The following is a 26,996-nucleotide window of genomic DNA, read 5'->3' as shown; positions in this document are numbered from 1 at the left end:
CGGGTGCCCGATGATCCGCCGGCCGCGTGGCGAGGTCGTGATGACCACCGCCGGGGACCTGATGGTGATCCGCCCGCGCAGGCTGGAGCTGCCGGTCTGGCTGATTGCGATCGGCCTGGTGCTGCGGTGGCTGTGGCGGGGCCTGTGGTGGTGTCTTCGCCACCCGGTCGCCGTCGGCCTGGTCGTGGCCGGGGTGAGCCTCTACCGGGAATTCGGTCGGGTCGGCGTGATCGTGCCCGTGGTCCTGGCCGCTGCCGCGTCGGCGCTGTGGCGGTGGCGGCACGAATCGTCCTGGTGGACCTGGTGCGCCGGTCCGATCCTCGGCCGGTTCCGCCAACTCTTCGTCTACCAGCGGGCCTGGCGCGAGGCAATGACGCTCTGCGGCCTGGCTAAGGTGTACGACCATCGCACGGTCCTGCCGGAGCTGCTGCGGGTCCGCTCGGATCAGGCGCTAGACGTGCTGACCATCCGCATGGTCCGCGGCCAGACACCGGAGGAATTTCAAAGGGCAACGGCGAACCTGGCGTACGCCTTCGGCCGGCGGCACGCCCGGGTCTACTCCGAGCGCCCCGATGACCCGCCGATCCGGTCGGGCTATTGGGCGCTGGTCCTGGGCGCGGTGGACCGGCTGCGGTTCCGGGACCGACCGTCGGTGGTCTACCTGGTGGTTGTCCGCACGGATGCGCTGCGCACCCTGGTCGACCCGTTCGACGTCCCGTCGGTGCCCGACTTCACCGCGCTGCCCCTGGCGCGACGGGAAGACCTGCGGCACTGGTGCCTGCACTTGCTCGCCACTCACGTCCTCATCGGCGGCGCCACCCGCTCCGGGAAGGGCTCGGTGCTGTGGTCGTTGGTCCGGGTCCTGGCCGGTGGGATCTCCTCCGGGCTGGTCCGGCTCTGGGTGATCGATCCCAAGGGCGGCATGGAGTTCGCCATGGGTCGGCCGCTGTTCGCTCGCTTCGCCTGCAAGTCGTTCGAGGCCATGGCCGATCTGCTCGACGAGGCCGTGACGGTGATGCGGGAGCGGCAGACCCGGCTTGCCGGCGCGGTGCGGGTTCACACGCCGACCCTGGATGACCCCCTAGTCGTGGTCGTCATCGATGAGATGGCGGCACTGACCGCGTACCTCCAGGACGTCGACCTGCGCAAGCGCATCGCCGGCTCACTCGGGCTGCTGCTGTCGCAGGGTGCCGGCGTCGGCGTCCTGGTGGTGGCCGCCTTGCAGGACCCCCGCAAGGAGGTGCTGCCCTTCCGGGACCTGTTCCCGACCCGCATCGCGCTCGGCATGACCGAGGCCGCCCAGGTCGACCTCGTGTTGGGCGACGGTGCCCGCAACCGGGGCGCCCTCGCCGACCAGATGCCCCGCTGGGCGAAGGGCGTCGGCTACGTGATCCTCGACGGCACCCCCGAGCCAGCCCGAGTCCGCTTCTCCTACATCTCCGACGATCACATCCGGGAGCTGGCCGCCGAGTACCCGGCACCGGCCGACGCGGCGGACATCCTCGCCCAGGTCGGCCGGGAAACCGCCACCGAACCGACCCGGCCGCCTCTGCCCCGGCAGCGTCGCGGACCACTGCTGCCCGACTCGCTGCTGAACATCCTCGACCGGGACACCGACGGGGGTGAGCCGCGGTGACCGCCCCGACCGACGGCCGAACCTTCTACCGGCTACGCGCGCCCGGCATCGACGGTGCCACCAGCACGGCCGTGTCCGTGCGCGTCGACCCCGCCCGGCCCGACGCATACCCGGTCTATCTCGCAGTCGGTGGCGGCCGGCGCCGCATGTACCTGACCCCCGACGAGGCGTGGGCGCTGTGGCGCTGCCTCTCCGAAGCGGTGGCCTCCCTCGGCGAGCCACCAGACCACATCCGTACCCGCGTCGCCCCGGCCCGGAGGTAACCGATGTCCCTCAAGAGCTTCTTCCTCGGCACCCACCGCCTCAAGCCGCTGCACATCGAACTCAACGGCTCCCCGGACCGGCTCGCCGGTGCCCTGCACGGCCTGGCGCACATGGTCAACCGCCGCCGCGACCTCAACGGCCAACAGATCAGCATCACCCTGACCATCCGCGACAACGGCAGCGGCCGATGATCCGCGAACGCGCCGAGTCCGGCGTCCGGGTGCTGATCCTGCTCGCCATCGGCACCATGGCCGGCGCCGCCGCCTTCACCCACGTCCACGACCTGACCGTCGCCCACGGTCAGCCCGACTGGATCGGCTGGGCCAACGCCGTAGCGGTCGAGCTGATGGCCATCTACCTCGGCCTGGAAATCCGCGCCCGCCGTCGCACTGGTCGACCTGTTGGCCTGGTCGGTGTGCTCCTGATCGCGTTCGCGCTGCTGTCCCTCGCCGCTCAGGTCGCCGAAGCAGAACCCTCCGTCTGGGGCTGGATCGTCGCGGCCGTGCCCTCGCTGGCCTTCCTCGCCCTGGTCAAGGTCGTTCTGTCCAGTGAACCCGCTACCCCGCCGGCATCGGAGCCCGATCAGCCGCAGGGCGATTGGTACGACGAGCCGCAGCCGGTTGAACTCGCGCCGCCGGGTCCGGTGATGCCGCCGGCATCAGCCGCGGTGCTGCCTCCGGTCGGCGTCGTCCAGCACAACCGGCCCCAGGTCGTCGGGATCATCCGATGACGGCTCCAACCCTGCCCGGCCTCGAACCCGCCCCGACCCCGGTTGCTCCTCGCCCGGGGTCGCGGGCGGCCCGCATGGCGCTGCCCCGCTCAATCGACGTCCTTAAGGACATCGCCATCGAGTACGGCGTCTGCGTCCGCCCGCTCGCCATGCGCCGGACCGACCTCGACACCGGCCTGACCGAAGTCATCGACCTGCCCTGCGGCGCGACCCGCGAGGACAAGTGCCCGCCGTGCGCCAAGAAGAACCGCCGGCTACGGCAAGCCCAGATCCGCGAGGGCTGGCACCGCGACGACGAGCCCCTACCCGGTCCGGAACCCGCAACCGAAGCACAGAAGTCCCTGATCCTGTTCCGCGCACATTTGGAGTTCTCCCGCGACGAGGCCGTACGCGCCGCCCAGTGGGACCAGGTGACCGACCTCGACGAGGCAATCCGCGAGGTAGAGGAAGCCATCACCGCTGAGGGCCTGCGCGGGCGCGTCGGACCACCTCACGCCACCGACGACGAGGACCAGGACGACGAGCCCGGCCCACGGCGCAAGCGCTCCACCAAACGGCGTCAAGATGCCCCCGAACTGCCCCGGCGCAAGGTCGAGCGGCGCACCGTCGGCAAGACCTACACCGCCCCGGACGGCTCCACCTACCAACCGTCGATGTGGCTGACCCTCACCCTCGACTCGTACGGCCCGGTCCGCCCCGACGGCACCCCCGTCAACCCGGCCAGGTACGACTACCGCCGTGCCGCCTGGGACGCCGTGCACTTCCCTCGGCTGCTCGATCGGTTCTGGCAGAACCTCCGACGGTGCGAGGGCTGGAACGTCCAGTACGCCGGCTGCGTCGAGCCGCAACGCCGACTCGCCCCACACGCTCACTTCGCTATCCGGGGCACCATCCCGCGCGATGTGCTCCGCACCGCGGCGGCGGCGACCTACCACCAGGTGTGGTGGCCCTCGGTCGACGTCCAGCGCTACACCCTCGACCGGCTACCGATCTGGGACGAGCAGGCAGCGGCATGGGTCGACCCCGACTCCCGGGAGCAACTGGCCACCTGGACGGAAGCCCTCGACGCCATCGACGACGACCCGGACGCCGAACCCGTGCATGTCGTGCGCTTCGGCGCCCAGGTCGACGCCCGCGGCGTCATGCCCGGCACCGAGGACGCCGAACGGACCATCCGGTACGTCACGAAATACATCACCAAGCACACCGGCGACTGCCACAAGGCGACCACCGACCGGCAACGCAAGCACCTCGACCGGCTCTGGCAGCAACTCCGATTGACCCCCTGCACCGACCGGTGCGCCAACTGGCTGCTCTACGGCGTCCAGCCGAAGAAGGCACACGCCAAGCTCAAGCCCGGCCGCTGCAAGGGCAAGGTCCACCAGCGCGACACCCTCGGCATCGGCGGCCGGCGCATCCTCATCTCCCGCGACTGGTCCGGCAAGACCCTCGCCGACCACAAGCACGACGCGCGGGCCTGGGTCCGGGCACTGCTCGGCGTCACCACCGACGGCACGCAGCTCGTCGACGACCAGGGCGACACCACCGAACGAGTCCGGCACGCCTGGGAGTTGGCCCGACCCGATGACCCGGACGTCGGCCCAATGACCCACCGGCTCATGCGGTCGATCAGCGAACGCGCCCGCTGGCGATCCGAACTGCTCGCCGCCAAGGACCGGGCCGCGCAGGGGTCTTCAGATCTTTCGGCAACTCAGCACAGCGCACAGCACGACGGGGAGGAGACGCAGTGAACGAGGAGTTGTTGACCGTGCCGGAAGTGCTCGCCGAGCTGCGCGTACCGCGCTCGACCTGGTTCTACTGGCGGCAGACCGGCAAGGGACCACGGGTGATCAAGCTCCCGAACGGGCAGCTTCGAGTCCGCCGGTCGGCGCTCGGTCGGTGGCTCGGCGACCTGGAGCAGGACGCCGCATGAAGAGCTACGAGGTCCAGATCTGGGAGATCGCCAAGCGCGCCGACCGGAAGGCTCGTCCCTGGCGGGTCCGCTGGGCGGTGAGCGGCCAACGCTTCGAGGACATGTTCCGTACCAAAGCCCTGGCGCACTCGTTCCGCGCCGAGCTGGTCCAGGCGGCCAACGCGGGGGAGCCCTTCGACCCCGCCACCGGCCGCCCGGTCTCCGAGGCCAGAACCAAGAACCCCACCACCTGGTACGCGCACAGCCGCGCGTACGTCGAGATGAAGTGGCCCCGGGCGGCCGCGAAGACTCGGCGCTCGATCGTCGAAGCGCTGACGTCCATCACGGTCACCCTGACCCGGCCGACAAAGCGGGGCCGACCGACTGACGCCCTCCTCCGTGAGGCGCTGTACCTCTACGGCCTCAACCCCCGCCGCTGGTCCGACGAGATCCCCACCGAGCACGCGGCGGCGCTGGCTTGGCTGGAGACCGCGTCGCTCCCGGTAGTCGAGCTGGACTCGCCCGCGATGGCCCGCCGGGTCCTCGACAGCCTGTGCGTACGCCTTGACGGCAAGCCCGCGGCAGCCTCCAGCGTCCAGCGGAAGCGAGCGACCTTCTACAACGTCCTCGGGTACGCCGTCGAGCTGGAGCTGATCGCCTCCAACCCAGTCGACCGGGTCCAGTGGACCGCCCCCGAGGTCGCGCAATCCATCGACCGCCGGGTGGTGGCGAACCCGGCCCAGGTCGCCACGCTGCTGGAGGCGGTGAAATCTCTCGGCAAACGAGCCGACAAGGTCACCGCGTTCTTCGGCTGCCTCTACTACGCGGGGATGCGTCCCTCGGAAGCCGCGGACCTACGGCGAGAGGACTGCGACCTTGCCGGCCGGTGCGCCGACTGCGGGGCCGACTTCGACGACCTGGCGGCGGTCAAGCCTTCCCGGTCCTGCGAACACGAGAAGATTGAATATCGCTGGGGCCGCCTGGTGCTCGCCGGCACCTCGCCGCGGGCCGGGTCGCACTGGACCGATGACGGCGGCTCCCACGAGCGGCGGGGACTCAAGCACCGGGGGAGAGCGGAGACTCGGACGGTCCCGATCCCGCCCCGGCTCGTCGAGCTGCTGTGCGCGCACGTCGAGAATCACGGGGTCGGTCCGGACGGTCGGTTCTTCCGGGGCCTGCACGGCGGGCCGCTCTCCGAGTCGGTCTACGACCGGTGGTGGAAGCTCGCCCGCGAGAAGGCGCTGACCGAATCGCAGGTCGCCTCGCCGCTCGTCCGCCGGCCCTACGACCTGCGGCACGCGGCGGCCTCGCTCTGGCTGAATGCGGGCGTTCCACCGACCGAGGTCGCCCGGCGCCTGGGCCACGGCGTGGCCGTCCTGCTCCGCGTCTACGCCAACTGCATCGACGGCGGCGACGACACCATGAATGACAAGATCGGTGACGCTCTCGGATGACGTTGCTGCTGGTCTGGGCAGTGCCCTGCTGAGCGCTGGTGTTGACGGGGTGCGCTAAAAGGAGGGGGTGGAGTTGCCCGCACCGCACGTTCCGACCCGGTCCGAGGTCCGTGTCACGGTTGGTTCGATTCGAACCAATGATAGTCGCGTGCCGAAGCTGCGCCTCTGGGGTATCCGCCGGTCAATCGCTCTGACTGTCGCAACTGCCTTGCTGCTAGTCGGAGGGCTGATTGTTGCGGCGCTCGGCTTCGCCGGTTGGCCTGGCCTTGAACGGGGTGCAACCGTCACAGCGGCCACGTTGTTCGACCTCTTGAAGCTCGTCTTTGCCGTTGTGGCGGGCGTCGGTGGTGTCGCCGCCCTGGTGGTCGCTTACCGTCGGCAGCGGGTGGCGGAGCACACGAACGAGCTGGCGGAATTCGCTCACCAACTGGCGTACGCTGCGGATCTGCGTGCTGAAGTGACCAAGGCTCTCGCTGAGGCGGCCGACGATCGGGCAAAGATCGAGACTGACCGCAACGGTGTCCGCCTGTTCAACGAACGCTTCGCCAAGGCGTCCGAGCAGCTCGGGTCGGAAAAAGCGGCCGTACGCCTGGCGGGCGTCTACGCCATGGCCGGTCTCGCAGATGACTGGCGCGAGGGGCGACAGACCTGCATTGACGTCCTCTGCGCCTACCTCCGCATGCCCTATACACCGCCGCAGGCAACGAGCGAGGCGCCGACGAAGGCCGACAGCCAATCGTCAATCATTCAATCCGACCAGGCCGCTCGTGAGGAGCGGGAGGTGCGTCATACCGTCATCCGCCTCATCGGCAGGCACCTACGTCTTGCGGAGGATGTTCCGGTTTCATGGCGCGACTTCGACTTCGACTTCACCGGCGCAGTTCTGGACGGGGGGGACTTTACGAACGCGGCGTTTAGCGGTGGACGAGTGTCCTTCGATGGGGCGGCGTTCAGTGGCGGACAGGTGTCCTTCGATGGGGCGACGTTTGGTGGCGGACAGGTGTCCTTCGATGGGGCGACGTTCGATGGAGGGGAAGTCTCCTTCGGCGGAGCGAAGTTCAGCGGCGGGTTGGTGAGCTTCGGCAAAACGACATTCAGTAGTGGACGAGTGTCCTTCGTTGGGGCGGAGTTCAGTGAGGGCCGGGTGCTCTTCGACAGGGCGAGGTTCTGTGGCGGGCGGGTGCTCTTCGACAGGGCGAAGTTCAGTGGCGGACGTGTGTTCTTCGGCTGGGCGAGGTTTAGCGGCGGGGTGGTGTCCTTTACCTTTGCGAGGTTCGTTGGCGGAGGGGTGCACTTCGAGAGCGCAGCGTTCACTGGTGGGCAAGTGCAGCTTGAGGAGGCGATCTTTGATGTGCCGCCCAGCTTCGACGTTTGGCCTGACGGGATGCCTCCCGACGGGTTGTTCCTGCCGGAATCGTGAGTGTGGGCAGATGGTGGGCGGCTGGTTGCTTGGCCAGGTTGGGGGGAGAGGAATAGCAGGTCAGTGGCAATGCACGAGCAAGATCGTTGACGCCCTGTAAATCCGTCGCGAAAGCTTCAGAGGTTCGAATCCTCTACCCGCCACCAGGTGCAGACACGGCCCCTGACCAGCAGAGATGCTGATCAGGGGCCGTTGTCGTTGATCTAGCGGAGTCCGGCTGAGTCCAGTCGTCGACAACTGGTTGTGGCAGATAGTGGGCGGGCAGATCGGTCTGGGCGCTCGACGAGCCGCGGCGGTCGACCTGCGCCGCCCGGCTCCGGTGATGCCGCCGGCATCAGCCACGGTGCTGCCTCTCGTCGGCGTCGTCCAGCACAACAGGCCCCAGGCCGTCGGGATCATCCGATGACGCCCCCGCCGCCGGCTGGCGGCTACCGGAACTCGTGTACGACCTCGATCAGCCCGACGATGTGAGCGTTGAACTCGTCCAGTTCCTCGGCCGGCACCCACAGCTCCAGAATGGTCTTTCCGCCTGCCTGGCGGACCGGGTAGCGGCTCAGGAAGTCCGACTCCACCCGGAAGCGGGTCACGTAGCCGACGCCCGACGCGGGCACGTTCCAGTCCCGGGCGATCATCACCGCGTAGTCCTCGTTCAGGACCGGGTAGAAGATCGGCTGATCCGGCAGGCGCGGCGGCCATGCCCGCCATCCGGACTCGCGGACGAGAGCCAGCTCGTTCGGCCCGGTTGGGCGCCACAGCACCGTCGTACCGTCATCGCTGTTCATGTCGACCTCGCCGTTCGGATTCTTGGTGAGCCCGGACAGTATCGGCGGGCCGGCACCCGAGACCACCGCATTCGACTCGCGCTCGGGGTGGGCCAATGACGGCTCCGACCCTGGCTGGCCTCCACCGGATCGCCCGGACTCGGCCGGGGCTCTGGGCGTAGTCCATCGATGCCTGTCGTGGTGAGTCATCCCGCCGACAGCTCTCCGAGGGGCTGCTATCGCCCTCGGCGTCGGCGTGTGGCTTGTCCGTCTAGGCCACTTGTGTCCAAGGCGTAAACGGGTATGGTGGTCGATGTATTTGGCTGCCCGGGGTGCGAGGCGGTCGGTCACGGGGAGTGATCACAAGCAACGAGCCAGGTGGTGCGCCGCAGCATGGGTGAAATGTGCTGATGGTCGTATCAAGCGCCGACCGAATTGCCTGACGCGCGGAACGGGCCCTGATCTGGCACTGCACGACACAGCGGGCTGTCCGAAGGGCGCGACCTAGTCAACGCTCGGACCGGTCCCGCACCGAGCGCTTCTCCGCATACGGGCCGTGTGGCACGATCGTGGAACCTCCACCATCCCTGTGACACTTCCCCGACAGGAGCAAAAATGTCTGGTCGAACGCTGGGCCGGCTGCTTGGCTCGTTCTTGGTGCTTTCCGCCCTCGCGGCCGGCGTCTTCGTCGGTGGCCCTTGGGACGGGTACATGCACACGGCGGACTTCATCTGGAACATGCCGGCACCCCACTGAGGAACACAATCTCGACGATGTAGACCAGCGGGGCGGTGAGGGGGCTTTGCATGGCGGGTAGCGGCCGCGCGGGCCCCCGCTCCACCGAGCGTGCCTGGCTCATCACCGGGCCAATGGCGCTGCTGGCCGTCGTCTGCTCCACAGTCGTCGGCCTGGTTGCTCCTGAGCCGTTCGGGGAATGGCCGCTCGCAGCCGCCCTGCTGGTCGGCATGGTGGCCGCAGGCCTTCCGGTGCTCAACTTCACCGTTCGCCGTCAGTCGATCGGGGTGACCCTCACCGAGATTCCGTTGGTGATGGCGTTCTACCTCGTCCGGCCACTGACGGTGGTCACCATCTACACCCTCGCGGCCGTCATCACGCACCTGCGGCATCGCTTCGGTGCGACGAAGTTCTGGTTCAACGTCGCTCGAGCCGCTGCCGGCTCGTCACTGGCGGTCCTGGTGCTGCAGGTCCTGCCGTCCGTGCAGGGTATCGGCCCCGGCACCTGGCTGATACTTTTCGTCGCGGCCAGCATGGTCAACGTGGTGAGCCTGCTCTCCGTGGCCGGAGTGCACACGCTCCTGCAGGGATGGCAGGTGGGCTGGGAGGCCATCCGACGGTGTCCGCCGGCACTGCTCACCGCTGCCATCAACATCGCCAGCGGTCTGGTCGTCCTCATTCTCATCGCGGTCACCTGGTGGTCGCTGCTGCTGTTGGCGGCCCTCGTCGTCGCCCTCTCCATCGTCTATCGCGCGTACGCGCAGTTCTTCCGACAGCACCGCACCCTCGCCGACATGTACGAGCTGAGTCGGGCGGTGGTCGAGAGCGGCCAGGACGGCACCCTGGCGGACGCGCTCCTGCTGCGGGTGCGCGCGCTGATGCAGGCGGAGTACGCCACGCTCTGGTTACCCGCTCAGGGCCGGCATCCGGAGGTGCTGCTGACTGCGCGCAATGACGATCCCGGTCTGCTCGACCTCGCCAAGACCCCGGCGGTCCTGCGGAAGCGGGCTCGCGACGAAGGTCGCGTCGTCGCGGTCGGGCGTGGCATGACCACCGACGCCGACCTGCGTGGCGAGTTGGCCGGGCAGAGGGTCAAGGACGTGATCGTGCTGCCACTGCGGTCTGGTCAGGTCATCATCGGCACCCTTGAGGTGGCCAACCGGCTCGGCGACAGCAACTACTTCGTTCGCAAGGACGTGCCGTTGTTCGAGACGGTGGCTGCGCACGCGGCCGTCGCCCTGGAAAACTCCCGGCTGGTAGACCGACTGCGACACGACGCGTACCACGATGCCTTGACGCGGCTGCCCAACCGGCGCCGAATCACCGGCGCGCTGGAAGAAGCGGTCAAGATCCGTGCGCCCGGTGAGGTGGTGGCGCTGCTGCTGTTCGACGTGGACGGGCTGCGGCAGGTCAACGAGTCGTTGGGCCACGCCGCGGGGGACAAGGTCCTGGCCGAGGTCGCCAACCGGTTGCGCGCCAATGCTCCGTCGTCGGCGCTGGTCGGCCGTGCGAGCGGCGACGAGTTCCTGGTGACGTTGCGGTTGGAGAGCGCCGAGGCGGCACTTGAGCTGGCCGGCCAGTTGCGTGAGCAGATCCGCGACGAGATGGTCTTCAACGCGCTCACCCTCGACGTCAACACCGCTGTCGGGGTGGCCGTACACCCGGATCACGGCAGCGACGCGGCGACCCTGCTGCTGCGGGTCGACCTCGCCGCCACCGCGGCCAAGTCGGTGCCGGGCAGCGTGCAGCTGTTCAATCCCGCGCTGGAGTCCCGTTCACTGCGCCGGTTGGGTCTGGCCGGCGATCTGCGCCGAGCACTGGACCAGAACGAGCTGGAGGTCTACTTCCAGCCCAAGGTGACTCTGCGGGACCGCCGCCTGGTGGGTGTGGAGTGTCTGGCCCGCTGGGAGCACCCGGCGCACGGCACCGTCGCGCCCGAGGACTTCGTGGCGGTGGCCGAGCACACCGGCCAGTTGAGCCGGCTCACCGAGGTGGTGCTCCGGGAGGGCCTTCGGCGCAGCCGGGACTGGGCGCTGGCCGACCAGCCGCTGCCCATCGCGGTCAACCTCTCGGCTCGTACGCTCATCGACCAGCACTTCCCGGACCGGGTCCAGGAGTTGTTGACCGAGTACGGGGTGCCGGCGCAGCGGCTCACCCTGGAGATCACCGAGTCGGGGGTGCTGGACGGCACGGACCGGCCGATCCCCACCCTGCAACGGCTGCGGGATCTCGGCGTACGGCTGTCGGTGGACGACTTCGGCACGGGTGACTCGTCCCTGGCGCACCTGCGCCGGCTGCCGGTGCACGAGGTGAAGGTGGACCGTTCCTTCGTGCAGGGCATGGCGACCGACCCGGGGGACCTGGCGATCGTCAACGCCGTGGTGACCCTTTCGCAGCAGTTCGGCCTGGCGGTGGTGGCCGAGGGCGTGGAGAGCGAGTTGACCCTGGAGCTTCTCCAGGACATCGGCTGTGAGATCGGGCAGGGCTTCCTGTTCAGCAGGCCACTGCCGTACGAGCGGTTGGCTGCCTGGTTCGGTGCCCAGGTCGAGCCGGAGACGGTCGCCAGCGGGGAGCTTCCGCGCCTGCGTGTCGTGCCCTGAGCAGGGCGCAAACGATCACCGGGGATCCGATTTCACCTGTCGAGCCGGGCCGTGTACTCTTACTCCTGCGCGCCCCACGGGGAGATCGCGCAGGCCCCCTTAGCTCAGTCGGCAGAGCGTCTCCATGGTAAGGAGAAGGTCTACGGTTCGATTCCGTAAGGGGGCTCGAGGGTTCAGCTGGACCCATCGCAGCGGTGTAGCTCAGATGGTAGAGCAAGCGGCTCATAATCGCTGTGTCGCCGGTTCAAGTCCGGCCACCGCTACTCTCGTCTTCCGGGCTCGTTGCCGGTGGTCGTAAGAAAATGGGCGCTTCTGGCGCCCACTTTGCATGTCCGCGCTGTCAGCGTCTAGGCTGGCGCGTCGTAGTTGTTTCCGTTAGCGAGGAAGGCACTCCGCCGTGGCGAAGGCTACCGATGTCCGGCCGAAGATCACTTTGGCGTGTGTGGAGTGCAAGGAGCGCAACTACATCACGCGCAAGAACCGGCGTAACGACCCCGACCGCATCGAGCTGAAGAAGTTCTGCCCGCGCGACGGTCGGCACACGGTCCACCGCGAGACCCGCTGACCCGGGGCCGGTTTCGCGCCGGCCGCTGTCGAAGCTTTCAATCGCCGATCTGACCGGTTTGGCGCGGCTCCGCCGCCGCCTGCCGACCAGATCGGCGATTGGGCTTTCCGTGTAGGTTCGCGGCATGTCTCTGGACCCTTCCTTCGTCGGCCGGACCTATCCGCCGACCGCCCCCTATCAGGTGGGCCGAGAAAAGATCCGTGAGTTCGCCAGCGCCATCGGCGCCACCGACCCGGCTCATCACGACCCGGACGCCGCTCGGGCGCTGGGCCACTCCGACGTGGTGGCCCCGCCGACCTTCCCGGTGATCATCACGATGGCTGCGAGCAGCCAGATCATCGAGGACCCGGCCCTGGGCGTGGACTACAGCCGGGTGGTGCACGGCGACCAGCGGTTCGCGTACACCCGGCCGGTGGTCGCCGGCGACGAGCTGGTCTGCACCAACACCATCGAGGACGTCAGCACCCGGGGTGGGCACGGTTTCCTGACCACCCGCACCGACGTGAGCACCGTCGGCGGGGACCCGGTCGTGTCCGTCTGGGCCAAGTACGTCGTACGCGGGGAGGCCTGAGATGGAGTTGGCAGCACAGACGTTCCGGGTGACCCGCGCGGACCTGGTCCGCTACGCCGGCGCCTCGGGCGACTTCAACCCGATCCACTGGAGCGACCGGGTCGCCACCAAGGTGGGTCTGCCCGGGGTGATCGCCCATGGCATGTTCACCATGGCGCTGGTCGGCCGGGCCATCACCGAGTGGGCCGGGGCACCCGACGCGGTGGTCGAGTACAACGTCCGTTTCACCCGGCCCGTGGTCGTCCCCGACGACGACCAGGGGACCGAGATCGAGGTCACCGCGCGGGTCCGTGAGGTGACCGAGGACGGCCTGACCCGAATCGATGTGACGGCGGTCTGCGGGGGCGAGAAGGTGCTCTCACAGGCACGGGCGACCATCCGTTCGACCCGCTGAACTCTCCCCGCCACGCGTGGCGGGGAGACCGGTTGGGAAAGTCGGGTGGCTACCCGTACACTGGTCCGCCGTGGGGCAAGTGACCCCTGCTCGGTCGTCTGTGGCCGCGTGGGGCGAGTGTTGCCACATAGGGGTGTAGCTCAATTGGCAGAGCAGCGGTCTCCAAAACCGCAGGCTGCAGGTTCAAGTCCTGTCACCCCTGCGCCTCAGGCCTGACCGTTCCCGTGGGTCGCGCCGCCAGCTTGGCGGCGTCCGGCCCGTGGTGGTGGCATCGGCGGGGTGGTTCCGAGGCAATCGGGGCCCTCCGGATGATCCACCGGCCGCGGCCCGTCGCGGGACGGTTAGGCCCGGCCGGCGTGACCAGCGCCGCGTACGCCACTCGGCGTGCGACCCGAGATTCCGCGACGGAGGGCGAAGTGGCCGACAACAAGCGGCACGGCGAGGACGCCGGCGACGATCGTCTGGACGACGAGGTCGTCGACGACGTAGCCGACGACGACGCCTCCAGCGCGGACGAGCCGGTATCCCGGGGAGGCACCGCCACGCGGTCCCGCGCCCGGGCAGAGTCGGCAGACAGCCGGCCGACCACCCGGTCGGAAACGGGTCGGGTGGGCGTGTTCGGCCGCATCGCCCGGTTCTTCCGCGAGGTCGTAGCCGAACTGCGTAAGGTCATCTGGCCGACCCGCAAGGAGTTGCTGACCTACACCGCCGTGGTGGTGACGTTCGTCGCGGTCATGCTGACGATCGTCGGTGTGCTGGACTACGGCTTCGCCAAGGTCGTGCTGTTTGTCTTTGGCAACTCGGACTGACCGGCTGCCTCCAGCCGATAGTGACGGAAGTGAGCGAGCGTGCCTGAGTACGACGAGACCGCCGGACAGGTGGACGAGCAGTCCACGGTCGCGACGGCGGCTGGTGACGAGTCGGTTGAGGCCGCCAGCGAGCCGGAGTTCCCAACGACCGAGCCCGCACCGGACGAGGAGTTCGACGCAGTTGCCGAGCTGAGGCAGAAGCTGCGCTACGCGCCGGGTGACTGGTATGTGGTGCACTCTTACGCCGGCTACGAGAACAAGGTCAAGACCAACCTCGAGACCCGGATCACGAGCCTCGACATGGAGGACTTCATCTACCAGGTCGAGGTGCCGACCCGGGAAGAGGTCGAGGTCAAGAACGGTAAGCGTTCCCAGATCCAGGCCAAGGTCTTCCCGGGCTACATCCTGGTCCGGATGGAGCTGACCGCCGAGTCGTACTCCTGTGTCCGTAACACCCCGGGCGTGACCGGCTTCGTCGGCGCGACCGACCGGGCCGACCGGCCCGCCCCGCTCTCCCTCGACGAGGTGCTGAAGTGGCTGGCACCGGCCGTCGAGACCGAGCAGAAGAAGTCGAAGCCGGAGATCAAGGTCCTCGACTTCGAGGTGGGCGACTCCGTCACCGTCACCGACGGCGCGTTCGCATCGCTGCCGGCCACCATCAGCGAGATCAACGCCGACCAGCAGAAGCTCAAGGTGCTGGTGTCGATCTTCGGTCGCGAGACCCCGGTGGAGCTCAACTTCAACCAGGTCGCCAAGATCTGACTGGTCGTCGGCGGCGGGCCTGGCCCGCCGCCGACGTCGGCGTATGCCCTCCCGCTCGACCTCGGCGGACGAGTGGGCTGCGGCCTGCGCTACTCTTGAATGTCGCCGCTGTCGCACCGCGCTGACCGTGCGCGCTCCGAGGGCGGCGACAGCCGCATTTTCCCAGCTCCAAGCCCCAGGAAGTGACATGCCTCCGAAGAAGAAGCTCGTCAAGACGTTCACGCTTCAGCTGCCGGCGGGCCAGGCCACGCCGGCGCCGCCGGTCGGCCCCGCGCTCGGCCAGCACGGCGTGAACATCATGGAGTTCTGCAAGTCCTACAACTCGCAGACCGAGTCCCAGCGGGGCGACATCGTCCCCGCCGAGATCAGCGTCTACGAGGACCGGTCCTTCACCTTCGTGCTGAAGACCCCGCCCGCTGCCCGGCTGCTGATCAAGGCCGCCGGTGTGCAGAAGGGCTCGGGTGTTCCGCAGTCCGAGAAGGTCGGGTCGGTCAGCCGCGCCCAGCTGCGTGAGATCGCCGAGAAGAAGATGGCCGACCTCAACGCCAACGACCTGGCCCAGGCCGAGAAGATCATCGCCGGCACCGCCCGGTCGATGGGCATCACCGTCAACGACTGACGTCGGCCAAAGCCTTCGACCCGACCGTGGGAGGGCTCGCGCCGAGCGGCCCGCCAGAGACCACAGGAGTAATCAGCAATGCAGCGCAGCAAGAGCTACCGCAAGGCCGCCGATGTCATCGACCGGTCGAAGCTCTACACCCCCTCCGAGGCCGTGAAGCTGGCCAAGGAGACCACCAACGTCAAGTTCGACGCCACGGTTGAGGTCGCCATGCGCCTCGGCGTCGACCCCCGTAAGGCGGACCAGATGGTCCGCGGCGTGGTCAACCTGCCGCACGGCACCGGTAAGACCGCCCGCGTGATCGTGTTCGCCAGCGGCGCGAAGGCCGAAGAGGCCGCCGCCGCGGGTGCCGACGAGGTGGGCACCGACGAGCTGGTCGCCCGGATCCAGGGTGGTTGGCTGGACTTCGACGCGGCGATCGCCACGCCGGACCAGATGGCCAAGATCGGCCGGATCGCGCGGATCCTGGGCCCGCGCGGTCTCATGCCGAACCCGAAGACCGGCACTGTGACCATGGACGTCACCAAGGCGGTGCAGGACATCAAGGGTGGCAAGATCACCTTCCGGGTGGACAAGCACTCCAACCTGCACCTGATCATCGGCAAGGCCTCCTTCACGGAGAGCCAGCTGGTGGACAACTACGCTGCGGTGCTCGACGAGGTGCTGCGTGCCAAGCCGTCCGCGTCCAAGGGCAAGTACCTCCGCAAGGTCATCCTGACCACCACGATGGGCCCGGGTGTCCCGGTCGACCCGAACCTGGTGAAGAACCTCCGGGAGGACCAGGCCGAGGCCTGAGCCGACAGTTCGCTCCGCCGGGGCGCCGCCACGACTGTGGCGGCGCCCCCGCGCGTTTGAGATGTGGCAGGCTCGGCCCATGCGGCTGGAAGACGTCTGGTTGCGGTACCACCGGCGCGGGCCGTGGGTGCTGCGAGGCATTGACGTGCACATCGGTCCGGGCGAGGCGGCGGTCGTGCTGGGCCGCAACGGGGTGGGCAAGTCGACGCTGCTCCAGGTGGCCGCCGGCGTGCTCCGGCCGGGCCGGGGCCGGGTCACCGGCCGCCCGACGCGGGTGGGCTGGGTGCCGGAGCGTTTCCCGGCCGACCAGCCGTTCACCGTGGTCCGCTATCTCACCGGGATGGCCCGGGTGGCGGGGTTGCGCGGAGCGGCGGCCGACGAGGCGGTGACATCCTGGACCGACCGGCTCGGGTTGTCCGCCTTCCGCTCGGTCCGACTGCCCGAGCTGTCCAAGGGCACCGCGCAGAAGGTGGGCCTGGCCCAGGCGATGCTGCGCCCGCCGGGCCTGCTGGTGCTCGACGAGCCGTGGGAGGGGCTGGACGCCGCCACCCGCGAGCTGGTTCCCGAGCTGATCGCCGAGGTGCTCGCCGCCGACGGCGCCGTTCTGGTCAGCGACCACCGTGGCGAGACGATCCGGCTGCCGGCCGCGCGCCGCTGGCTGGTGGCCGACGGTTCGCTGACCGAGGAGACGTCGTCGGCGGACGAGACGTTCGCCGTGGTCGAGGTCGCGGTGCCGGCCGCGCGGGTCGCCGGCACCGTCGCCCGGTTGCGCGCCGAGGGCCACCACGTCCTGGGAGTACGCGCCGACGCCTCCACCGCCGCCGCACAGGCGCGACCCGCCGCACCGTCGATCCGATCGGCGACCGGTGAGCCGACACCCGCGCAGTCCGGGGCCGACCAGGGCGTCGACCCGATGATCGAGCCAGCAGCGGGGGAGGCCCGGTGATCCCCCTGGTGCGGATGCGGTTGGCCGGTTTCCTGCGGACCGGGCGTGCGGTGGCCCCGTTGCTCGCCGGCCTGGTCGTTCTCGGCACCCTCTACGGCGGTGGCCGCGCACAACCGGCGGAGGCGTACGGCGTCTCGGCCGTGGTCCTCTTCCCGGTCGTCGCCTGGCAGACCAAGATCCTTCTGGACGTGGAGCCGGACGTGCAGCGCCGCCTGGCGCAGGTGGCGGTCGGGGTGGCCCGCGAGCGGCTTGCCGGGCTCCTCGCCGCCGGTGTGGTGGCTCTGGTGACGGTGGCCGTGGCGCTGCTCTTTCCGTGGCTGGTCGGCGGGGTCTCCGGCCCGGTCGACCCGGGGGACCGGTCGATCCCGGTCGGGCTCGCGCTGGGAGTGTGGGCGCACCTGCTCGCCGTACCCGCTGCGGTTGCCCTCGGCGCGCTGGCCAGCCGGGCGTCGGTGGGCGGTGCCGGGTACGGCGTCGCGGTGCTGGCCCTCGGCGGGGTCGGCGCGGTGGTGCTCGGCCTGAGTGGGTCGGTGGCCCCCTGGCTGGCGCCGCCGATCATGGCCGCCGCACGCACCACCGGTGGCGACGCGGCCGCGCTGACCCTGCTGGGGTTGAGCGGGTGGGCGCTGGCCTGGAGCGCTGCGGTGCTCGGCGGCTATCTGTGGCGGCGGCGGGCCCAGGGCTGACCGCTGCCAGCGTCCGTGGCGCGGCTCACCCACCGCGATTTGGCGCTGGTGGCCGGGGCGCGTACTCTTCAACCGTCATCCGTGTTCTCACGGATGAGGAACCACCCAGAGACCGCTGGTCACCGTGCTTCGGCACGGTCGAAGGCCCCGCGACATCGGGCGACCCGCGTAGGGCGGCAAGCGTAACTCGGCAGTGTTCATGGTCCGCCGACCGTGATGATCTTCCGGCCCTCGCCCCGTGCGCCCTGCGCCGGGGCTTTTCGTTGTCGTGCTGCCTCCGCCCCCGTTCCCGCCTCGGCGGTGACGGGGACCAGCCTCGAGTAACGAGAGAGGAGGGACATGGCGGACAAGCCGATCCGGGCCGACAAGGCCACGGCCGTTGCTGAGCTGACCGAGAGTTTCCGCAGCTCGGGCGCCACCGTGCTGACCGAGTACCGCGGTCTGACGGTTTCCCAGCTCACCCAGCTTCGGCGCTCGCTCGGCGCCGACACCAGCTACACGGTCGCGAAGAACACGCTCGCGAAGCGTGCTGCGACGGACGCGGGCATCACCGGCCTCGACGAGCTGTTCACCGGTCCTACCGCGCTGACTTTCGTTTCGGGCGACGTCGTCGAGGCGGCGAAGGGGCTTCGCGACTTCGCGAAGGCCAACCCGAAGCTCGTCATCAAGGGCGGTGTCTTCGAGGGCAAGGCCATTTCTGCGGCCGAGGTCACGAAGCTTGCCGACCTGGAGTCCCGCGAGGTGCTGCTGGCCAAGCTGGCCGGCGCGATGAAGGGCAACCTGAGCAAGGCTGCGGCCCTGTTCCAGGCCCCGCTGTCGAAGACCGCCCGCCTGGCGGCAGCTCTGCAGGACAAGCGCGAGAAGGAGGGCGCCGAGGCGGCCTGATGGTCCCCACGGCGCACCAGTTCTTACTTAACAGAATCAGGAAAGGACGCCAGATATGGCGAAGCTCAGCACTGTCGAGCTGCTCGACGCGTTCAAGGAGATGACGCTGATCGAGCTCTCTGAGTTCGTGAAGCAGTTCGAGGAGACCTTCGAGGTCACCGCCGCGGCTCCGGTCGCCATGGCGGGCCCGGGTGGCGGCGGCGGCGCTGCTGCTGCTCCGGTCGAGGAGGAGAAGGACGAGTTCGACGTCATCCTCGAGGCTGACGGCGGCAAGAAGATCCAGGTCATCAAGGTCGTGCGTGAGCTGACCGGCCTGGGCCTCAAGGAGGCCAAGGACGCGGTCGAGTCCGCGCCGAAGGCCATCCTTGAGAAGGTCAACAAGGAGACCGCCGACAAGGCGAAGGCCAAGCTCGAGGGCGAAGGCGCCAAGGTCACCCTCAAGTGACCTGAGCTCCACCAGCGCGCGTGTCCCGGCTCGTGAGCCGGGACACGATCGCATCGCGGCGGGCGGTGATCCGACACGGATCGCCGCCCGCCGTGTTGGTGGATCCGGCGCCGACCGGCTCTGAGCTGGGCCAGGACCACCGGCGCCAGCGGCCCGAACGAGCGCGGAGGGTCGCCCGCCAGGAGGAAAGAAGCGGCGACCCGGATACCGGCCCTTGACGCGGCCCCAGGCTGCCAGGCACGCTGACACCAGCAAGACACCGCGCTTGCGACGGCCACGACGTGGGTATGACAGCGGCGGCACCATCGGCCGCTTCGACCTGAGCGGCCCAGTGGGGACGTTGCGTTCTGAGCGGCCCGGCAGACCCCGGTTGACGGGGGCCGAGGCACGTTCCGCAAACTACCTGCGGGGTGGGCTGGACAGCGGTTAGCCTCTCGGCTACACTGCTAGTTTGCGCTGCCTTCCGACTTGACCCCTGCTCGGAAATGTCCGTTTACGGATATTTCTGGTGGGGTCATTGGAGTGCACGCGTACCAGCCGTTCTGCAGCACCGGTCCTCGGAAGGACGCATCTTGGCAGCTTCCCGCCCTGCGAAGACCAGTCGTACGTCGAGCGCATTCGCTCCCCGCCGAGTTTCATTCGGCAGGATCACCGAACACCTCGAGGTCCCCAACCTCCTTGCCATTCAAAACGAGTCCTTCGACTGGCTCGTCGGCAACGAGGCTTGGCAGGGCCGGTCGGCGGACGACCCGCACGCACGCTCGGGTCTCGCGGAGATCCTTGAAGAGATCAGTCCCATTGAGGACTTCTCCGGCACCATGTCGCTCTCCTTCTCGGCGCCACGCTTCGACGAGGTCAAGGCCTCGATCGAGGAGTGCAAGGAGAAGGACCTGACCTACTGCGCTCCGCTCTTCGTGACCGCGGAGTTCACCAACAACACCACTGGCGAGATCAAGAGCCAGACGGTGTTCATGGGTGACTTCCCGATGATGACGCCCAAGGGCACCTTCGTCATCAACGGCACCGAGCGCGTCGTGGTGAGCCAGCTCGTCCGGTCCCCGGGCGTGTACTTCTCCAAGGAGCCGGACAAGACCTCCGACCGCGACCTCTCCAGCGTCAAGGTCATCCCGAGTCGGGGTGCCTGGCTGGAGTTTGACATTGACAAGCGCGACACGGTCGGCGTTCGTATCGACCGTAAGCGTCGGCAGGCCGTCACGGTCCTGCTCAAGGCCGTCGGATGGTCGGCTGAGCGGATCCGCGAGCGGTTCGGCTGGTCCGAGCTGATGATGACCACGCTCGAGAAGGACCACATCGCCGGAGCCGACGAGGCCCTGCTCGACATCTACCGCAAGCTGCGCCCTGGCGAGCCGCCGACGCGCGAGAACGCCCAGACCCTGCTCGACAACCTCTTCTTCAACCCGAAGAGGTACGACGTCGCCAAGGTCGGGCGCTACAAGTTCAACAAGAAGCTCGAAGTTGGCGTGCCGATCACCACTGGCACGCTGACCGAGGACGACATCGTCGCCACCGTGGAATACCTGTGCCGGCTGCACGCCGGTGAGGACGGCTACGAGGCCGACGACATCGACCACTTCGGCAACCGTCGCCTGCGCACCGTGGGTGAGCTGATCCAGAACCAGGTTCGGGTCGGCCTGTCCCGCATGGAGCGGGTCGTCCGCGAGCGGATGACCACGCAGGACGTCGAGGCGATCACGCCGCAGACCCTGATCAACATCCGCCCGGTGGTGGCGGCGATCAAGGAGTTCTTCGGTACGTCGCAGCTGTCCCAGTTCATGGACCAGACCAACCCGCTGGCGGGCTTGACCCACCGGCGCCGGCTGAGCGCGCTCGGCCCGGGTGGTCTGTCCCGTGAGCGGGCCGGCTTCGAGGTCCGCGACGTGCACCCGTCCCACTACGGCCGGATGTGCCCGATCGAGACGCCGGAAGGCCCGAACATCGGCCTGATCGGCGCCCTGTCCACCTTCGCCCGGGTCAACCCGTTCGGCTTCATCGAGACGCCGTACCGGAAGGTCGTCGAGGGTCGGGTCACCGACCAGATCGACTACCTGACCGCGGACGAGGAGGACCGGTTCGTCAAGGCCCAGGCCAACGCGCGCCTGAAGGCTGACGGCACGTTCGCCGAGGAGCGGGTGCTCTGCCGTCGTAAGGGCGGCGAGACCGAGGACGTCGTCCCCGGTGCCGTCGACTACATGGACGTCTCGCCCCGGCAGATGACCTCGGTCGCGACCGCCATGATCCCGTTCCTCGAGCACGACGACGCCAACCGGGCACTGATGGGCGCGAACATGCAGCGCCAGGCGGTGCCGCTGGTCAAGGCCGAGGCGCCGCTCGTGGGCACGGGCATGGAATACCGGGCCGCGGTCGACGCTGGCGACGTGGTTGTCGCCGAGGTCGGCGGTGTGATCGAGGATCTCTGCGCCGACTACGTCACCATCCACCAGGATGACGGCCACCGCCGGACGTACCTGCTGCACAAGTTCCGCCGCTCCAACGCCGGCTCCTGCGTCAACCAGAAGCCGGTGGTCTTCGAGGGCGACCGCGTCGAGGCCGGTCAGGTCATCGCCGACGGTCCGTGCACCGACGAAGGCGAGATGGCACTCGGACGCAACCTGCTGGTGGCGTTCATGTGCTGGGAGGGTCACAACTACGAGGACGCGATCATCCTGTCGCAGCGCCTCGTGCAGCAGGACGTGCTCACCTCGATCCACATCGAGGAGCACGAGGTCGACGCCCGGGACACCAAGCTCGGTCCGGAGGAGATCACCCGCGACATCCCGAACGTCAGCGAGGAAATGCTCGCTGACCTCGACGAGCGCGGCATCATCCGGATCGGTGCCGAGGTCGTCCCCGGTGACATCCTGGTCGGCAAGGTCACGCCCAAGGGTGAGACCGAGCTGACCCCGGAGGAGCGACTGCTCCGCGCGATCTTCGGTGAGAAGGCGCGTGAGGTTCGGGACACCTCGCTGAAGGTGCCGCACGGCGAGACCGGCACGGTCATCGGTGTGCGCACGTTCTCCCGCGAGGACGGCGACGAGTTGCCGCCGGGTGTCAACGAGCTGGTCCGGGTCTACGTCGCCCAGAAGCGCAAGATCCAGGACGGCGACAAGCTCGCCGGCCGGCACGGCAACAAGGGCGTCATCTCGAAGATCCTTCCGATCGAGGACATGCCGTTCCTTGAGGACGGCACCCCGGTCGACATCGTGCTCAACCCGCTCGGTGTGCCGAGCCGGATGAACATCGGCCAGGTTCTGGAGACCCACCTCGGTTGGGTCGCCAAGACCGGTTGGAAGGTCGAGGGTGACGACGCCGACTGGAAGCGCCAGCTCCGCTCGATCGACGCGCACGAGTCCGAGGGGGACACCAACGTGGCCACCCCGGTCTTCGACGGTGCCCGCGAGGAGGAGATCTCCGGTCTGCTCGAGTCGAGCCTGCCCAACCGGGACGGCAAGCAGCTGATCGGGCGTACCGGCAAGGCGCAGCTGTTCGACGGTCGTTCCGGCGAGCCGCTGCCCGACCCGATCGCGGTCGGCTACGTCTACATCCTGAAGCTCAACCACCTGGTCGACGACAAGATCCACGCTCGTTCGACCGGGCCGTACTCGATGATCACGCAGCAGCCGCTGGGTGGTAAGGCGCAGTTCGGTGGTCAGCGTTTCGGTGAGATGGAGTGCTGGGCGATGCAGGCGTACGGCGCCGCGTACGCCCTGCAGGAGCTGCTCACGATCAAGTCCGACGACGTGCTCGGCCGGGTGAAGGTCTACGAGGCCATCGTCAAGGGCGAGAACATCCCGGAGCCGGGCATCCCGGAGTCGTTCAAGGTGCTGCTCAAGGAGCTGCAGTCGCTGTGCCTCAACGTTGAGGTGCTCTCCAGCGACGGTGTGGCCCTGGAAATGCGCGAGACCGACGACGAGGTGTTCCGGGCCGCTGAGGAGCTGGGCATCGACCTGTCCCGGCGCGAGCCGAGCTCGGTCGAAGAGGTCTGAGGTGAGCGGTCGGGGGGCGGTTCGCCCGCCCCCCACCCCCCCCCAGAATTAGCAGTACAGACGACGACATAGGGGACATAGTGCTCGACGTCAACTTCTTCGACGAGCTGCGCATTGGTCTCGCCACCGCCGACGACATCCGTCAGTGGTCGCACGGCGAGGTCAAGAAGCCTGAGACGATCAACTACCGCACCCTGAAGCCGGAGAAGGACGGGCTCTTCTGCGAGAAGATCTTCGGTCCGCAGCGCGACTGGGAGTGCTACTGCGGTAAGTACAAGCGCGTTCGGTTCAAGGGCATCATCTGTGAGCGCTGCGGCGTCGAGGTGACTCGCTCCAAGGTCCGTCGTGAGCGGATGGGGCACATCGAGCTCGCTGCTCCGGTGACCCACATCTGGTACTTCAAGGGCGTTCCGAGCCGGCTGGGCTACCTGCTGGACCTCGCCCCCAAGGACCTCGAAAAGATCATCTACTTCGCCTCGTACGTCGTGACGAGCGTGGACGCGGAGTCGCGTCACCGTGACCTCTCGACGATCGAGAACGAGATCCTGGCCGAGAAGCGGCAGTCCGAGAACAGCCGCGACTCGGAGATCGAGAAGCGCGCCGCCAAGCTCGAGGCCGACCTGGCCGAGCTGGAGGCCGAGGGCGCGAAGGCGGACGTCCGGCGCAAGGTCAAGGAGGGCGGAGAGCGCGAAATGCGCCAGATCCGCGACCGGGCCCAGCGCGAGATCGACCGCCTGGACGAGGTGCTGGACACCTTCCGCAAGCTGGAGCCGAAGCAGCTGGTCACCGACGAGCTGCTCTACCGCGAGCTGCGCGACCGGTTCGGTGAGTACTTCACCGGTTCCATGGGCGCGGAGGCGATCAAGGCGCTGGTCCAGAACATGGACCTCGACGCCGAGGCCGAGAGCCTGCGGGAGACCATCCGGTCCGGCAAGGGCCAGCGGAAGATCCGGGCGCTCAAGCGGCTCAAGGTCGTGGCGGCGTTCCTGAACACCCGCAACTCGCCGCTCGGCATGGTGCTGGACTGCGTCCCGGTCATCCCGCCGGACCTGCGCCCGATGGTGCAGCTCGACGGTGGCCGGTTCGCGACCTCGGACCTGAACGACCTGTACCGCCGCGTGATCAACCGGAACAACCGCCTCAAGCGGCTGATCGACCTCGGTGCTCCCGAGATCATCGTCAACAACGAGAAGCGGATGCTCCAGGAGGCCGTCGACGCGCTGTTCGACAACGGCCGTCGCGGCCGGCCGGTCACCGGCCCGGGTAACCGCCCGCTCAAGTCGCTGTCCGACATGCTCAAGGGCAAGCAGGGCCGGTTCCGCCAGAACCTGCTGGGCAAGCGCGTCGACTACTCCGGCCGTTCGGTCATCGTGGTCGGCCCGAAGCTCAAGCTGCACCAGTGTGGTCTGCCCAAGCAGATGGCCCTGGAGCTGTTCAAGCCGTTCGTCATGAAGCGGCTGGTGGACCTCAACCACGCGCAGAACATCAAGTCCGCCAAGCGGATGGTCGAGCGTCAGCGCCCGGTCGTGTGGGACGTGCTGGAAGAGGTCATCGGCGAGCACCCGGTGCTGCTCAACCGGGCGCCGACCCTGCACCGCCTGGGCATCCAGGCCTTCGAGCCGCAGCTGGTCGAGGGCAAGGCCATCCAGATCCACCCGCTGGTTTGCACGGCGTTCAACGCCGACTTCGACGGTGACCAGATGGCGGTGCACGTGCCGCTGTCCGCCGAGGCTCAGGCCGAGGCGCGGATCCTGATGCTGTCGTCGAACAACATCCTCAAGCCGGCCGACGGTAAGCCGGTCACCATGCCCACCCAGGACATGGTCATCGGTCTCTACCACCTCACCCACCTCACCGCCGGTGAGAAGGGCGAGGGCCGGGCGTTCAGCTCGGACGCCGAGGCGCGGATGGCCTTCGACAACGGTGAGCTGCACCTGCAGGCGCCCGTCAAGATCCGCCTTCGTGGTGTGGTCGAGGTCGACAACGGTGCCGGCGCCGAGGCGTGGTCCGCTCCGGAGGGCTTCGTCGAGGGTGACGCGCTGACCGTGGAGACCACCCTGGGTCGGGTGCTGTTCAACGAGACGCTGCCGCAGGGCTACCGCTTCGTGAACTACGAGATCCGCAAGGGTCAGCTCTCCGCGATCGTCAACGACCTCGCCGAGCGCTTCCCCAAGGTGGCGCTGGCCGCCACCCTGGACGGGCTCAAGGAGGCCGGTTTCCACTGGGCCACCTGGTCCGGCGTGACGATCGGCATGGAGGACGTCATCGCTCCGCCGCGCAAGGCGGAGATCCTGGCGAAGTACGAGAAGGAAGCCGACCGGATCGACAAGCAGTACCAGCGTGGTCTGATGACCGCCGAGGAGCGTCGCGGCGAGCTCATCGAGATCTGGACCAAGGCGACCAACGAGGTCGCCAAGGAGATGGACACCGCGCTGCCGCAGGAGAACCCACTGTGGAAGATGATCCACTCGGGTGCCCGCGGTAACCTGCTCCAGCTCCGGCAGATCGCGGCGATCCGTGGTCTGGTGGCCAACCCGAAGGGCGAGATCATCCCGCGGCCGATCAAGGCCAGCTACCGGGAGGGTCTGTCCGTGCTGGAGTACTTCATCTCCACGCACGGTGCTCGTAAGGGTCTCGCCGACACCGCGCTGCGGACCGCCGACTCGGGTTACCTGACCCGTCGTCTGGTGGACGTCTCGCAGGACGTCATCATCCGTGAAGAGGACTGCGGCACCGACCGGGCGATCCCGATGCAGATCGGCGAGAAGCTGGACGGCAAGCTCGTCGTCCACACCCACGCCGAGACCAGCGTGCACGCCCGGACGCTGGCCGACGACATCAAGGGGCCGGACGGCACCGTGGTGGCCGAGCGCGGCCAGGACATCAACTCCATCGGGGTCGACAAGATCGTCGCCGCCGGCGTGGAGACGGTCCGGGTGCGCAGCGTGCTCACCTGCGAGTCCAAGCTGGGTGTCTGCGCGGCCTGCTACGGCCGGTCGCTGCCGACCGGTAAGTCGGTCGACATCGGCGAGGCGGTCGGCATCATCGCCGCCCAGTCCATCGGTGAGCCCGGTACGCAGCTGACGATGCGTACCTTCCACACCGGTGGTGTCGCTGGTGAGGACATCACCCAGGGTCTGCCGCGTGTTCAGGAAATCTTCGAGGCTCGGGTCCCGAAGGGTAAGGCGCCCATTGCCGACACCCCCGGCCGGATCCGGATCGAGGACGGCGAGCGCTCGCGCAAGATCATCGTGGTGCCGGACGACGGCAGCGAAGAGATCGTCTACGACAAGATCTCGAAGCGCGTCAAGCTCCGGACCCACGACGGCGGTCACGTCGCGGTCGGCGAGAAGCTGACCGAGGGCACCATCGACCCGCACGAGCTTCTGCGGATCATGGGTCCGCGGGCGGTCCAGGTCCACCTGACCAGTGAGGTCCAGGAGGTCTACCGCTCGCAGGGTGTGCTCATCCACGACAAGCACATCGAGATCATCATCCGCCAGATGCTCAAGCGGGTGACGGTCATCGACTCCGGCTCGACCGAGTTCCTGCCGGGTGTGCTGGTCGACCGGGCGCTGTTCGAGTCGGAGAACCGCCGACTCGTCTCGGAGGGCGGCGAGCCCGCCGCTGGTCGTCCGGTGCTGATGGGTATCACCAAGGCCTCGCTGGCCACGGACTCCTGGCTCTCGGCGGCCTCCTTCCAGGAGACCACCCGGGTGCTGACCGACGCTGCGATCAACTCGCGCAGCGACTCGCTGGTCGGCCTCAAGGAGAACGTGATCATCGGAAAGCTCATCCCGGCCGGTACGGGCATCAGCAAGTACCGCAACGTCCGGGTGGAGCCGACCGAGGAGGCCAAGGCCAAGGTCTACTCGATGACCGGGTACCCGGAAACCGACTACGGCTTCGGGCCGGCCGGCGGGCAGGCTGTGCCGCTGGACGACTTCGACTTCGGGTCGTACCGCTAAGCACCAATCGCACGACGAGGCCCCCGGTTTCCGCC

Annotated in this window: 24 protein-coding genes and 3 tRNA genes; 26 read left to right on the top strand and 1 reads right to left on the bottom strand. The window is 68.3% G+C overall.

Features of this window, described 5'->3' with window-relative positions; genetic code table 11:
* The first annotated feature begins 40 nt into the window (after window positions 1–40).
* The 8 genes from KBX34_RS05365 to KBX34_RS05330 all read left to right on the top strand — a co-directional run bounded on the left by KBX34_RS05365 (window position 41) and on the right by KBX34_RS05330 (window position 7,416).
* Window positions 41–1,636 (top strand): FtsK/SpoIIIE domain-containing protein, encoded by a 1,596-nt coding sequence (locus tag KBX34_RS05365; RefSeq protein ID WP_210923558.1) that lies wholly within the window; start codon window positions 41–43, stop codon window positions 1,634–1,636.
* Window positions 1,633–1,899 (top strand): hypothetical protein, encoded by a 267-nt coding sequence (locus KBX34_RS05360; RefSeq protein ID WP_210923557.1) that lies wholly within the window; start codon window positions 1,633–1,635, stop codon window positions 1,897–1,899. The genes KBX34_RS05365 and KBX34_RS05360 overlap by 4 nt, the downstream gene beginning before the upstream one ends.
* Window positions 1,900–1,902: 3 nt before the next feature.
* Window positions 1,903–2,091 (top strand): hypothetical protein, encoded by a 189-nt coding sequence (locus KBX34_RS05355; protein WP_210923555.1) that lies wholly within the window; start codon window positions 1,903–1,905, stop codon window positions 2,089–2,091.
* Window positions 2,088–2,630, top strand: a complete 543-nt coding sequence (locus KBX34_RS05350) for a DUF2637 domain-containing protein (RefSeq protein WP_210923553.1) — start codon at window positions 2,088–2,090, stop codon at window positions 2,628–2,630. The genes KBX34_RS05355 and KBX34_RS05350 overlap by 4 nt, the downstream gene beginning before the upstream one ends.
* Window positions 2,627–4,381, top strand: coding sequence for a replication initiator (locus tag KBX34_RS05345; protein WP_210923551.1), 1,755 nt, complete (start codon window positions 2,627–2,629; stop codon window positions 4,379–4,381). The genes KBX34_RS05350 and KBX34_RS05345 overlap by 4 nt, the downstream gene beginning before the upstream one ends.
* A complete protein-coding gene (locus tag KBX34_RS05340; RefSeq protein WP_030329852.1) occupies window positions 4,378–4,563 on the top strand; it encodes an AlpA family transcriptional regulator in 186 nt (61 codons plus the stop codon). The genes KBX34_RS05345 and KBX34_RS05340 overlap by 4 nt, the downstream gene beginning before the upstream one ends.
* Entirely contained in the window at window positions 4,560–5,996 is a 1,437-nt protein-coding gene (locus KBX34_RS05335; RefSeq protein ID WP_210923550.1) for a tyrosine-type recombinase/integrase, read from the top strand. The genes KBX34_RS05340 and KBX34_RS05335 overlap by 4 nt, the downstream gene beginning before the upstream one ends.
* A gap of 148 nt (window positions 5,997–6,144) precedes the next feature.
* On the top strand, window positions 6,145–7,416 hold the full coding sequence (locus KBX34_RS05330; protein ID WP_210923549.1) for a pentapeptide repeat-containing protein: 1,272 nt from the start codon (window positions 6,145–6,147) through the stop codon (window positions 7,414–7,416).
* Between the two features lie 428 nt (window positions 7,417–7,844).
* On the opposite strand, the gene KBX34_RS05325 is transcribed toward KBX34_RS05330, so the two are convergent.
* Window positions 7,845–8,198 carry a hypothetical protein gene (locus KBX34_RS05325; protein ID WP_088952028.1) on the bottom strand — a complete coding sequence of 118 codons (354 nt, stop codon included), beginning with the start codon at window positions 8,196–8,198 and terminating at the stop codon, window positions 7,845–7,847.
* Between the two features lie 594 nt (window positions 8,199–8,792).
* Between KBX34_RS05325 and KBX34_RS05320 the strand changes: the two genes are divergently transcribed.
* The 18 genes from KBX34_RS05320 (at window position 8,793) to KBX34_RS05235 (ending at window position 26,961) form a co-directional block, all read left to right on the top strand.
* Complete coding sequence (locus KBX34_RS05320; RefSeq protein WP_157744079.1) at window positions 8,793–8,933, top strand: hypothetical protein; 141 nt, start codon at window positions 8,793–8,795, stop codon at window positions 8,931–8,933.
* Window positions 8,934–8,983: 50 nt separating this feature from the next.
* Window positions 8,984–11,512 carry a bifunctional diguanylate cyclase/phosphodiesterase gene (locus KBX34_RS05315; protein ID WP_210790864.1) on the top strand — a complete coding sequence of 843 codons (2,529 nt, stop codon included), beginning with the start codon at window positions 8,984–8,986 and terminating at the stop codon, window positions 11,510–11,512.
* Window positions 11,513–11,605: 93 nt separating this feature from the next.
* Window positions 11,606–11,678, top strand: a tRNA-Thr gene (locus KBX34_RS05310).
* Between the two features lie 24 nt (window positions 11,679–11,702).
* A tRNA-Met gene (locus tag KBX34_RS05305) sits at window positions 11,703–11,775 on the top strand.
* 134 nt (window positions 11,776–11,909) lie between these two features.
* Window positions 11,910–12,077 (top strand): 50S ribosomal protein L33, encoded by a 168-nt coding sequence (gene rpmG / locus KBX34_RS05300; RefSeq protein WP_007073056.1) that lies wholly within the window; start codon window positions 11,910–11,912, stop codon window positions 12,075–12,077.
* 124 nt (window positions 12,078–12,201) lie between these two features.
* Window positions 12,202–12,648 carry a MaoC family dehydratase N-terminal domain-containing protein gene (locus KBX34_RS05295; protein WP_210923547.1) on the top strand — a complete coding sequence of 149 codons (447 nt, stop codon included), beginning with the start codon at window positions 12,202–12,204 and terminating at the stop codon, window positions 12,646–12,648.
* 1 nt (window position 12,649) lies between these two features.
* The gene (locus KBX34_RS05290) at window positions 12,650–13,042 is read left to right on the top strand and encodes a MaoC family dehydratase (protein ID WP_088950250.1); all 393 of its coding nucleotides are present in this window, start codon (window positions 12,650–12,652) and stop codon (window positions 13,040–13,042) included.
* A gap of 129 nt (window positions 13,043–13,171) precedes the next feature.
* Window positions 13,172–13,244 (top strand) — tRNA-Trp (locus KBX34_RS05285).
* A gap of 214 nt (window positions 13,245–13,458) precedes the next feature.
* The gene (secE, locus tag KBX34_RS05280; RefSeq protein WP_088950249.1) at window positions 13,459–13,851 is read left to right on the top strand and encodes a preprotein translocase subunit SecE; all 393 of its coding nucleotides are present in this window, start codon (window positions 13,459–13,461) and stop codon (window positions 13,849–13,851) included.
* A 39-nt stretch (window positions 13,852–13,890) separates the two neighbouring features.
* Window positions 13,891–14,613, top strand: a complete 723-nt coding sequence (gene nusG, locus KBX34_RS05275) for a transcription termination/antitermination protein NusG (protein WP_088950248.1) — start codon at window positions 13,891–13,893, stop codon at window positions 14,611–14,613.
* Between the two features lie 187 nt (window positions 14,614–14,800).
* Window positions 14,801–15,232 (top strand): 50S ribosomal protein L11, encoded by a 432-nt coding sequence (gene rplK / locus KBX34_RS05270; RefSeq protein WP_088950247.1) that lies wholly within the window; start codon window positions 14,801–14,803, stop codon window positions 15,230–15,232.
* A gap of 78 nt (window positions 15,233–15,310) precedes the next feature.
* A complete protein-coding gene (gene rplA, locus KBX34_RS05265; protein WP_088950246.1) occupies window positions 15,311–16,027 on the top strand; it encodes a 50S ribosomal protein L1 in 717 nt (238 codons plus the stop codon).
* 79 nt (window positions 16,028–16,106) lie between these two features.
* Window positions 16,107–16,973 carry an ATP-binding cassette domain-containing protein gene (locus tag KBX34_RS05260; RefSeq protein WP_210790862.1) on the top strand — a complete coding sequence of 289 codons (867 nt, stop codon included), beginning with the start codon at window positions 16,107–16,109 and terminating at the stop codon, window positions 16,971–16,973.
* On the top strand, window positions 16,970–17,659 hold the full coding sequence (locus KBX34_RS05255) for a hypothetical protein (RefSeq protein WP_210790860.1): 690 nt from the start codon (window positions 16,970–16,972) through the stop codon (window positions 17,657–17,659). Before KBX34_RS05260 ends, KBX34_RS05255 begins: the two co-directional genes overlap by 4 nt.
* A gap of 339 nt (window positions 17,660–17,998) precedes the next feature.
* Window positions 17,999–18,544 (top strand): 50S ribosomal protein L10, encoded by a 546-nt coding sequence (gene rplJ, locus KBX34_RS05250; RefSeq protein WP_030329872.1) that lies wholly within the window; start codon window positions 17,999–18,001, stop codon window positions 18,542–18,544.
* Window positions 18,545–18,599: 55 nt separating this feature from the next.
* Complete coding sequence (gene rplL, locus KBX34_RS05245) at window positions 18,600–18,989, top strand: 50S ribosomal protein L7/L12 (protein WP_088950244.1); 390 nt, start codon at window positions 18,600–18,602, stop codon at window positions 18,987–18,989.
* A gap of 572 nt (window positions 18,990–19,561) precedes the next feature.
* Entirely contained in the window at window positions 19,562–22,993 is a 3,432-nt protein-coding gene (locus KBX34_RS05240) for a DNA-directed RNA polymerase subunit beta (protein ID WP_088950243.1), read from the top strand.
* A gap of 80 nt (window positions 22,994–23,073) precedes the next feature.
* Window positions 23,074–26,961, top strand: a complete 3,888-nt coding sequence (locus KBX34_RS05235) for a DNA-directed RNA polymerase subunit beta' (protein ID WP_088950242.1) — start codon at window positions 23,074–23,076, stop codon at window positions 26,959–26,961.
* The last annotated feature ends 35 nt before the right edge of the window (window positions 26,962–26,996 follow it).

It is taken from the genome of Micromonospora sp. M61 (assembly GCF_018070245.1).
Classification (GTDB): Bacteria; Actinomycetota; Actinomycetes; order Mycobacteriales; family Micromonosporaceae; genus Micromonospora; species Micromonospora zamorensis.
The sequence above is the reverse complement of the archived record's forward strand: the minus strand, read 5'-3'. Positions and strand labels throughout refer to the sequence as shown.

What these genes read in the sequence shown, in the direction of transcription:
- KBX34_RS05315 (WP_210790864.1), top strand. Translation starts at nt 8,984, where the DNA reads ATGGCGGGTAGCGGCCGCGCGGGCCCCCGCTCCACCGAGCGTGCCTGG.
- rplA (WP_088950246.1), top strand. Translation starts at nt 15,311, where the DNA reads ATGCAGCGCAGCAAGAGCTACCGCAAGGCCGCCGATGTCATCGACCGG.
- KBX34_RS05345 (WP_210923551.1), top strand. Translation starts at nt 2,627, where the DNA reads ATGACGGCTCCAACCCTGCCCGGCCTCGAACCCGCCCCGACCCCGGTT.
- rplL (WP_088950244.1), top strand. Translation starts at nt 18,600, where the DNA reads ATGGCGAAGCTCAGCACTGTCGAGCTGCTCGACGCGTTCAAGGAGATG.
- KBX34_RS05260 (WP_210790862.1), top strand. Translation starts at nt 16,107, where the DNA reads ATGCGGCTGGAAGACGTCTGGTTGCGGTACCACCGGCGCGGGCCGTGG.
- rplJ (WP_030329872.1), top strand. Translation starts at nt 17,999, where the DNA reads ATGGCGGACAAGCCGATCCGGGCCGACAAGGCCACGGCCGTTGCTGAG.
- KBX34_RS05325 (WP_088952028.1), bottom strand. Translation starts at nt 8,198, where the DNA reads ATGAACAGCGATGACGGTACGACGGTGCTGTGGCGCCCAACCGGGCCG.
- KBX34_RS05365 (WP_210923558.1), top strand. Translation starts at nt 41, where the DNA reads ATGACCACCGCCGGGGACCTGATGGTGATCCGCCCGCGCAGGCTGGAG.
- KBX34_RS05295 (WP_210923547.1), top strand. Translation starts at nt 12,202, where the DNA reads ATGTCTCTGGACCCTTCCTTCGTCGGCCGGACCTATCCGCCGACCGCC.
- KBX34_RS05290 (WP_088950250.1), top strand. Translation starts at nt 12,650, where the DNA reads ATGGAGTTGGCAGCACAGACGTTCCGGGTGACCCGCGCGGACCTGGTC.
- KBX34_RS05350 (WP_210923553.1), top strand. Translation starts at nt 2,088, where the DNA reads ATGATCCGCGAACGCGCCGAGTCCGGCGTCCGGGTGCTGATCCTGCTC.
- rplK (WP_088950247.1), top strand. Translation starts at nt 14,801, where the DNA reads ATGCCTCCGAAGAAGAAGCTCGTCAAGACGTTCACGCTTCAGCTGCCG.
- KBX34_RS05355 (WP_210923555.1), top strand. Translation starts at nt 1,903, where the DNA reads ATGTCCCTCAAGAGCTTCTTCCTCGGCACCCACCGCCTCAAGCCGCTG.
- KBX34_RS05320 (WP_157744079.1), top strand. Translation starts at nt 8,793, where the DNA reads ATGTCTGGTCGAACGCTGGGCCGGCTGCTTGGCTCGTTCTTGGTGCTT.
- KBX34_RS05335 (WP_210923550.1), top strand. Translation starts at nt 4,560, where the DNA reads ATGAAGAGCTACGAGGTCCAGATCTGGGAGATCGCCAAGCGCGCCGAC.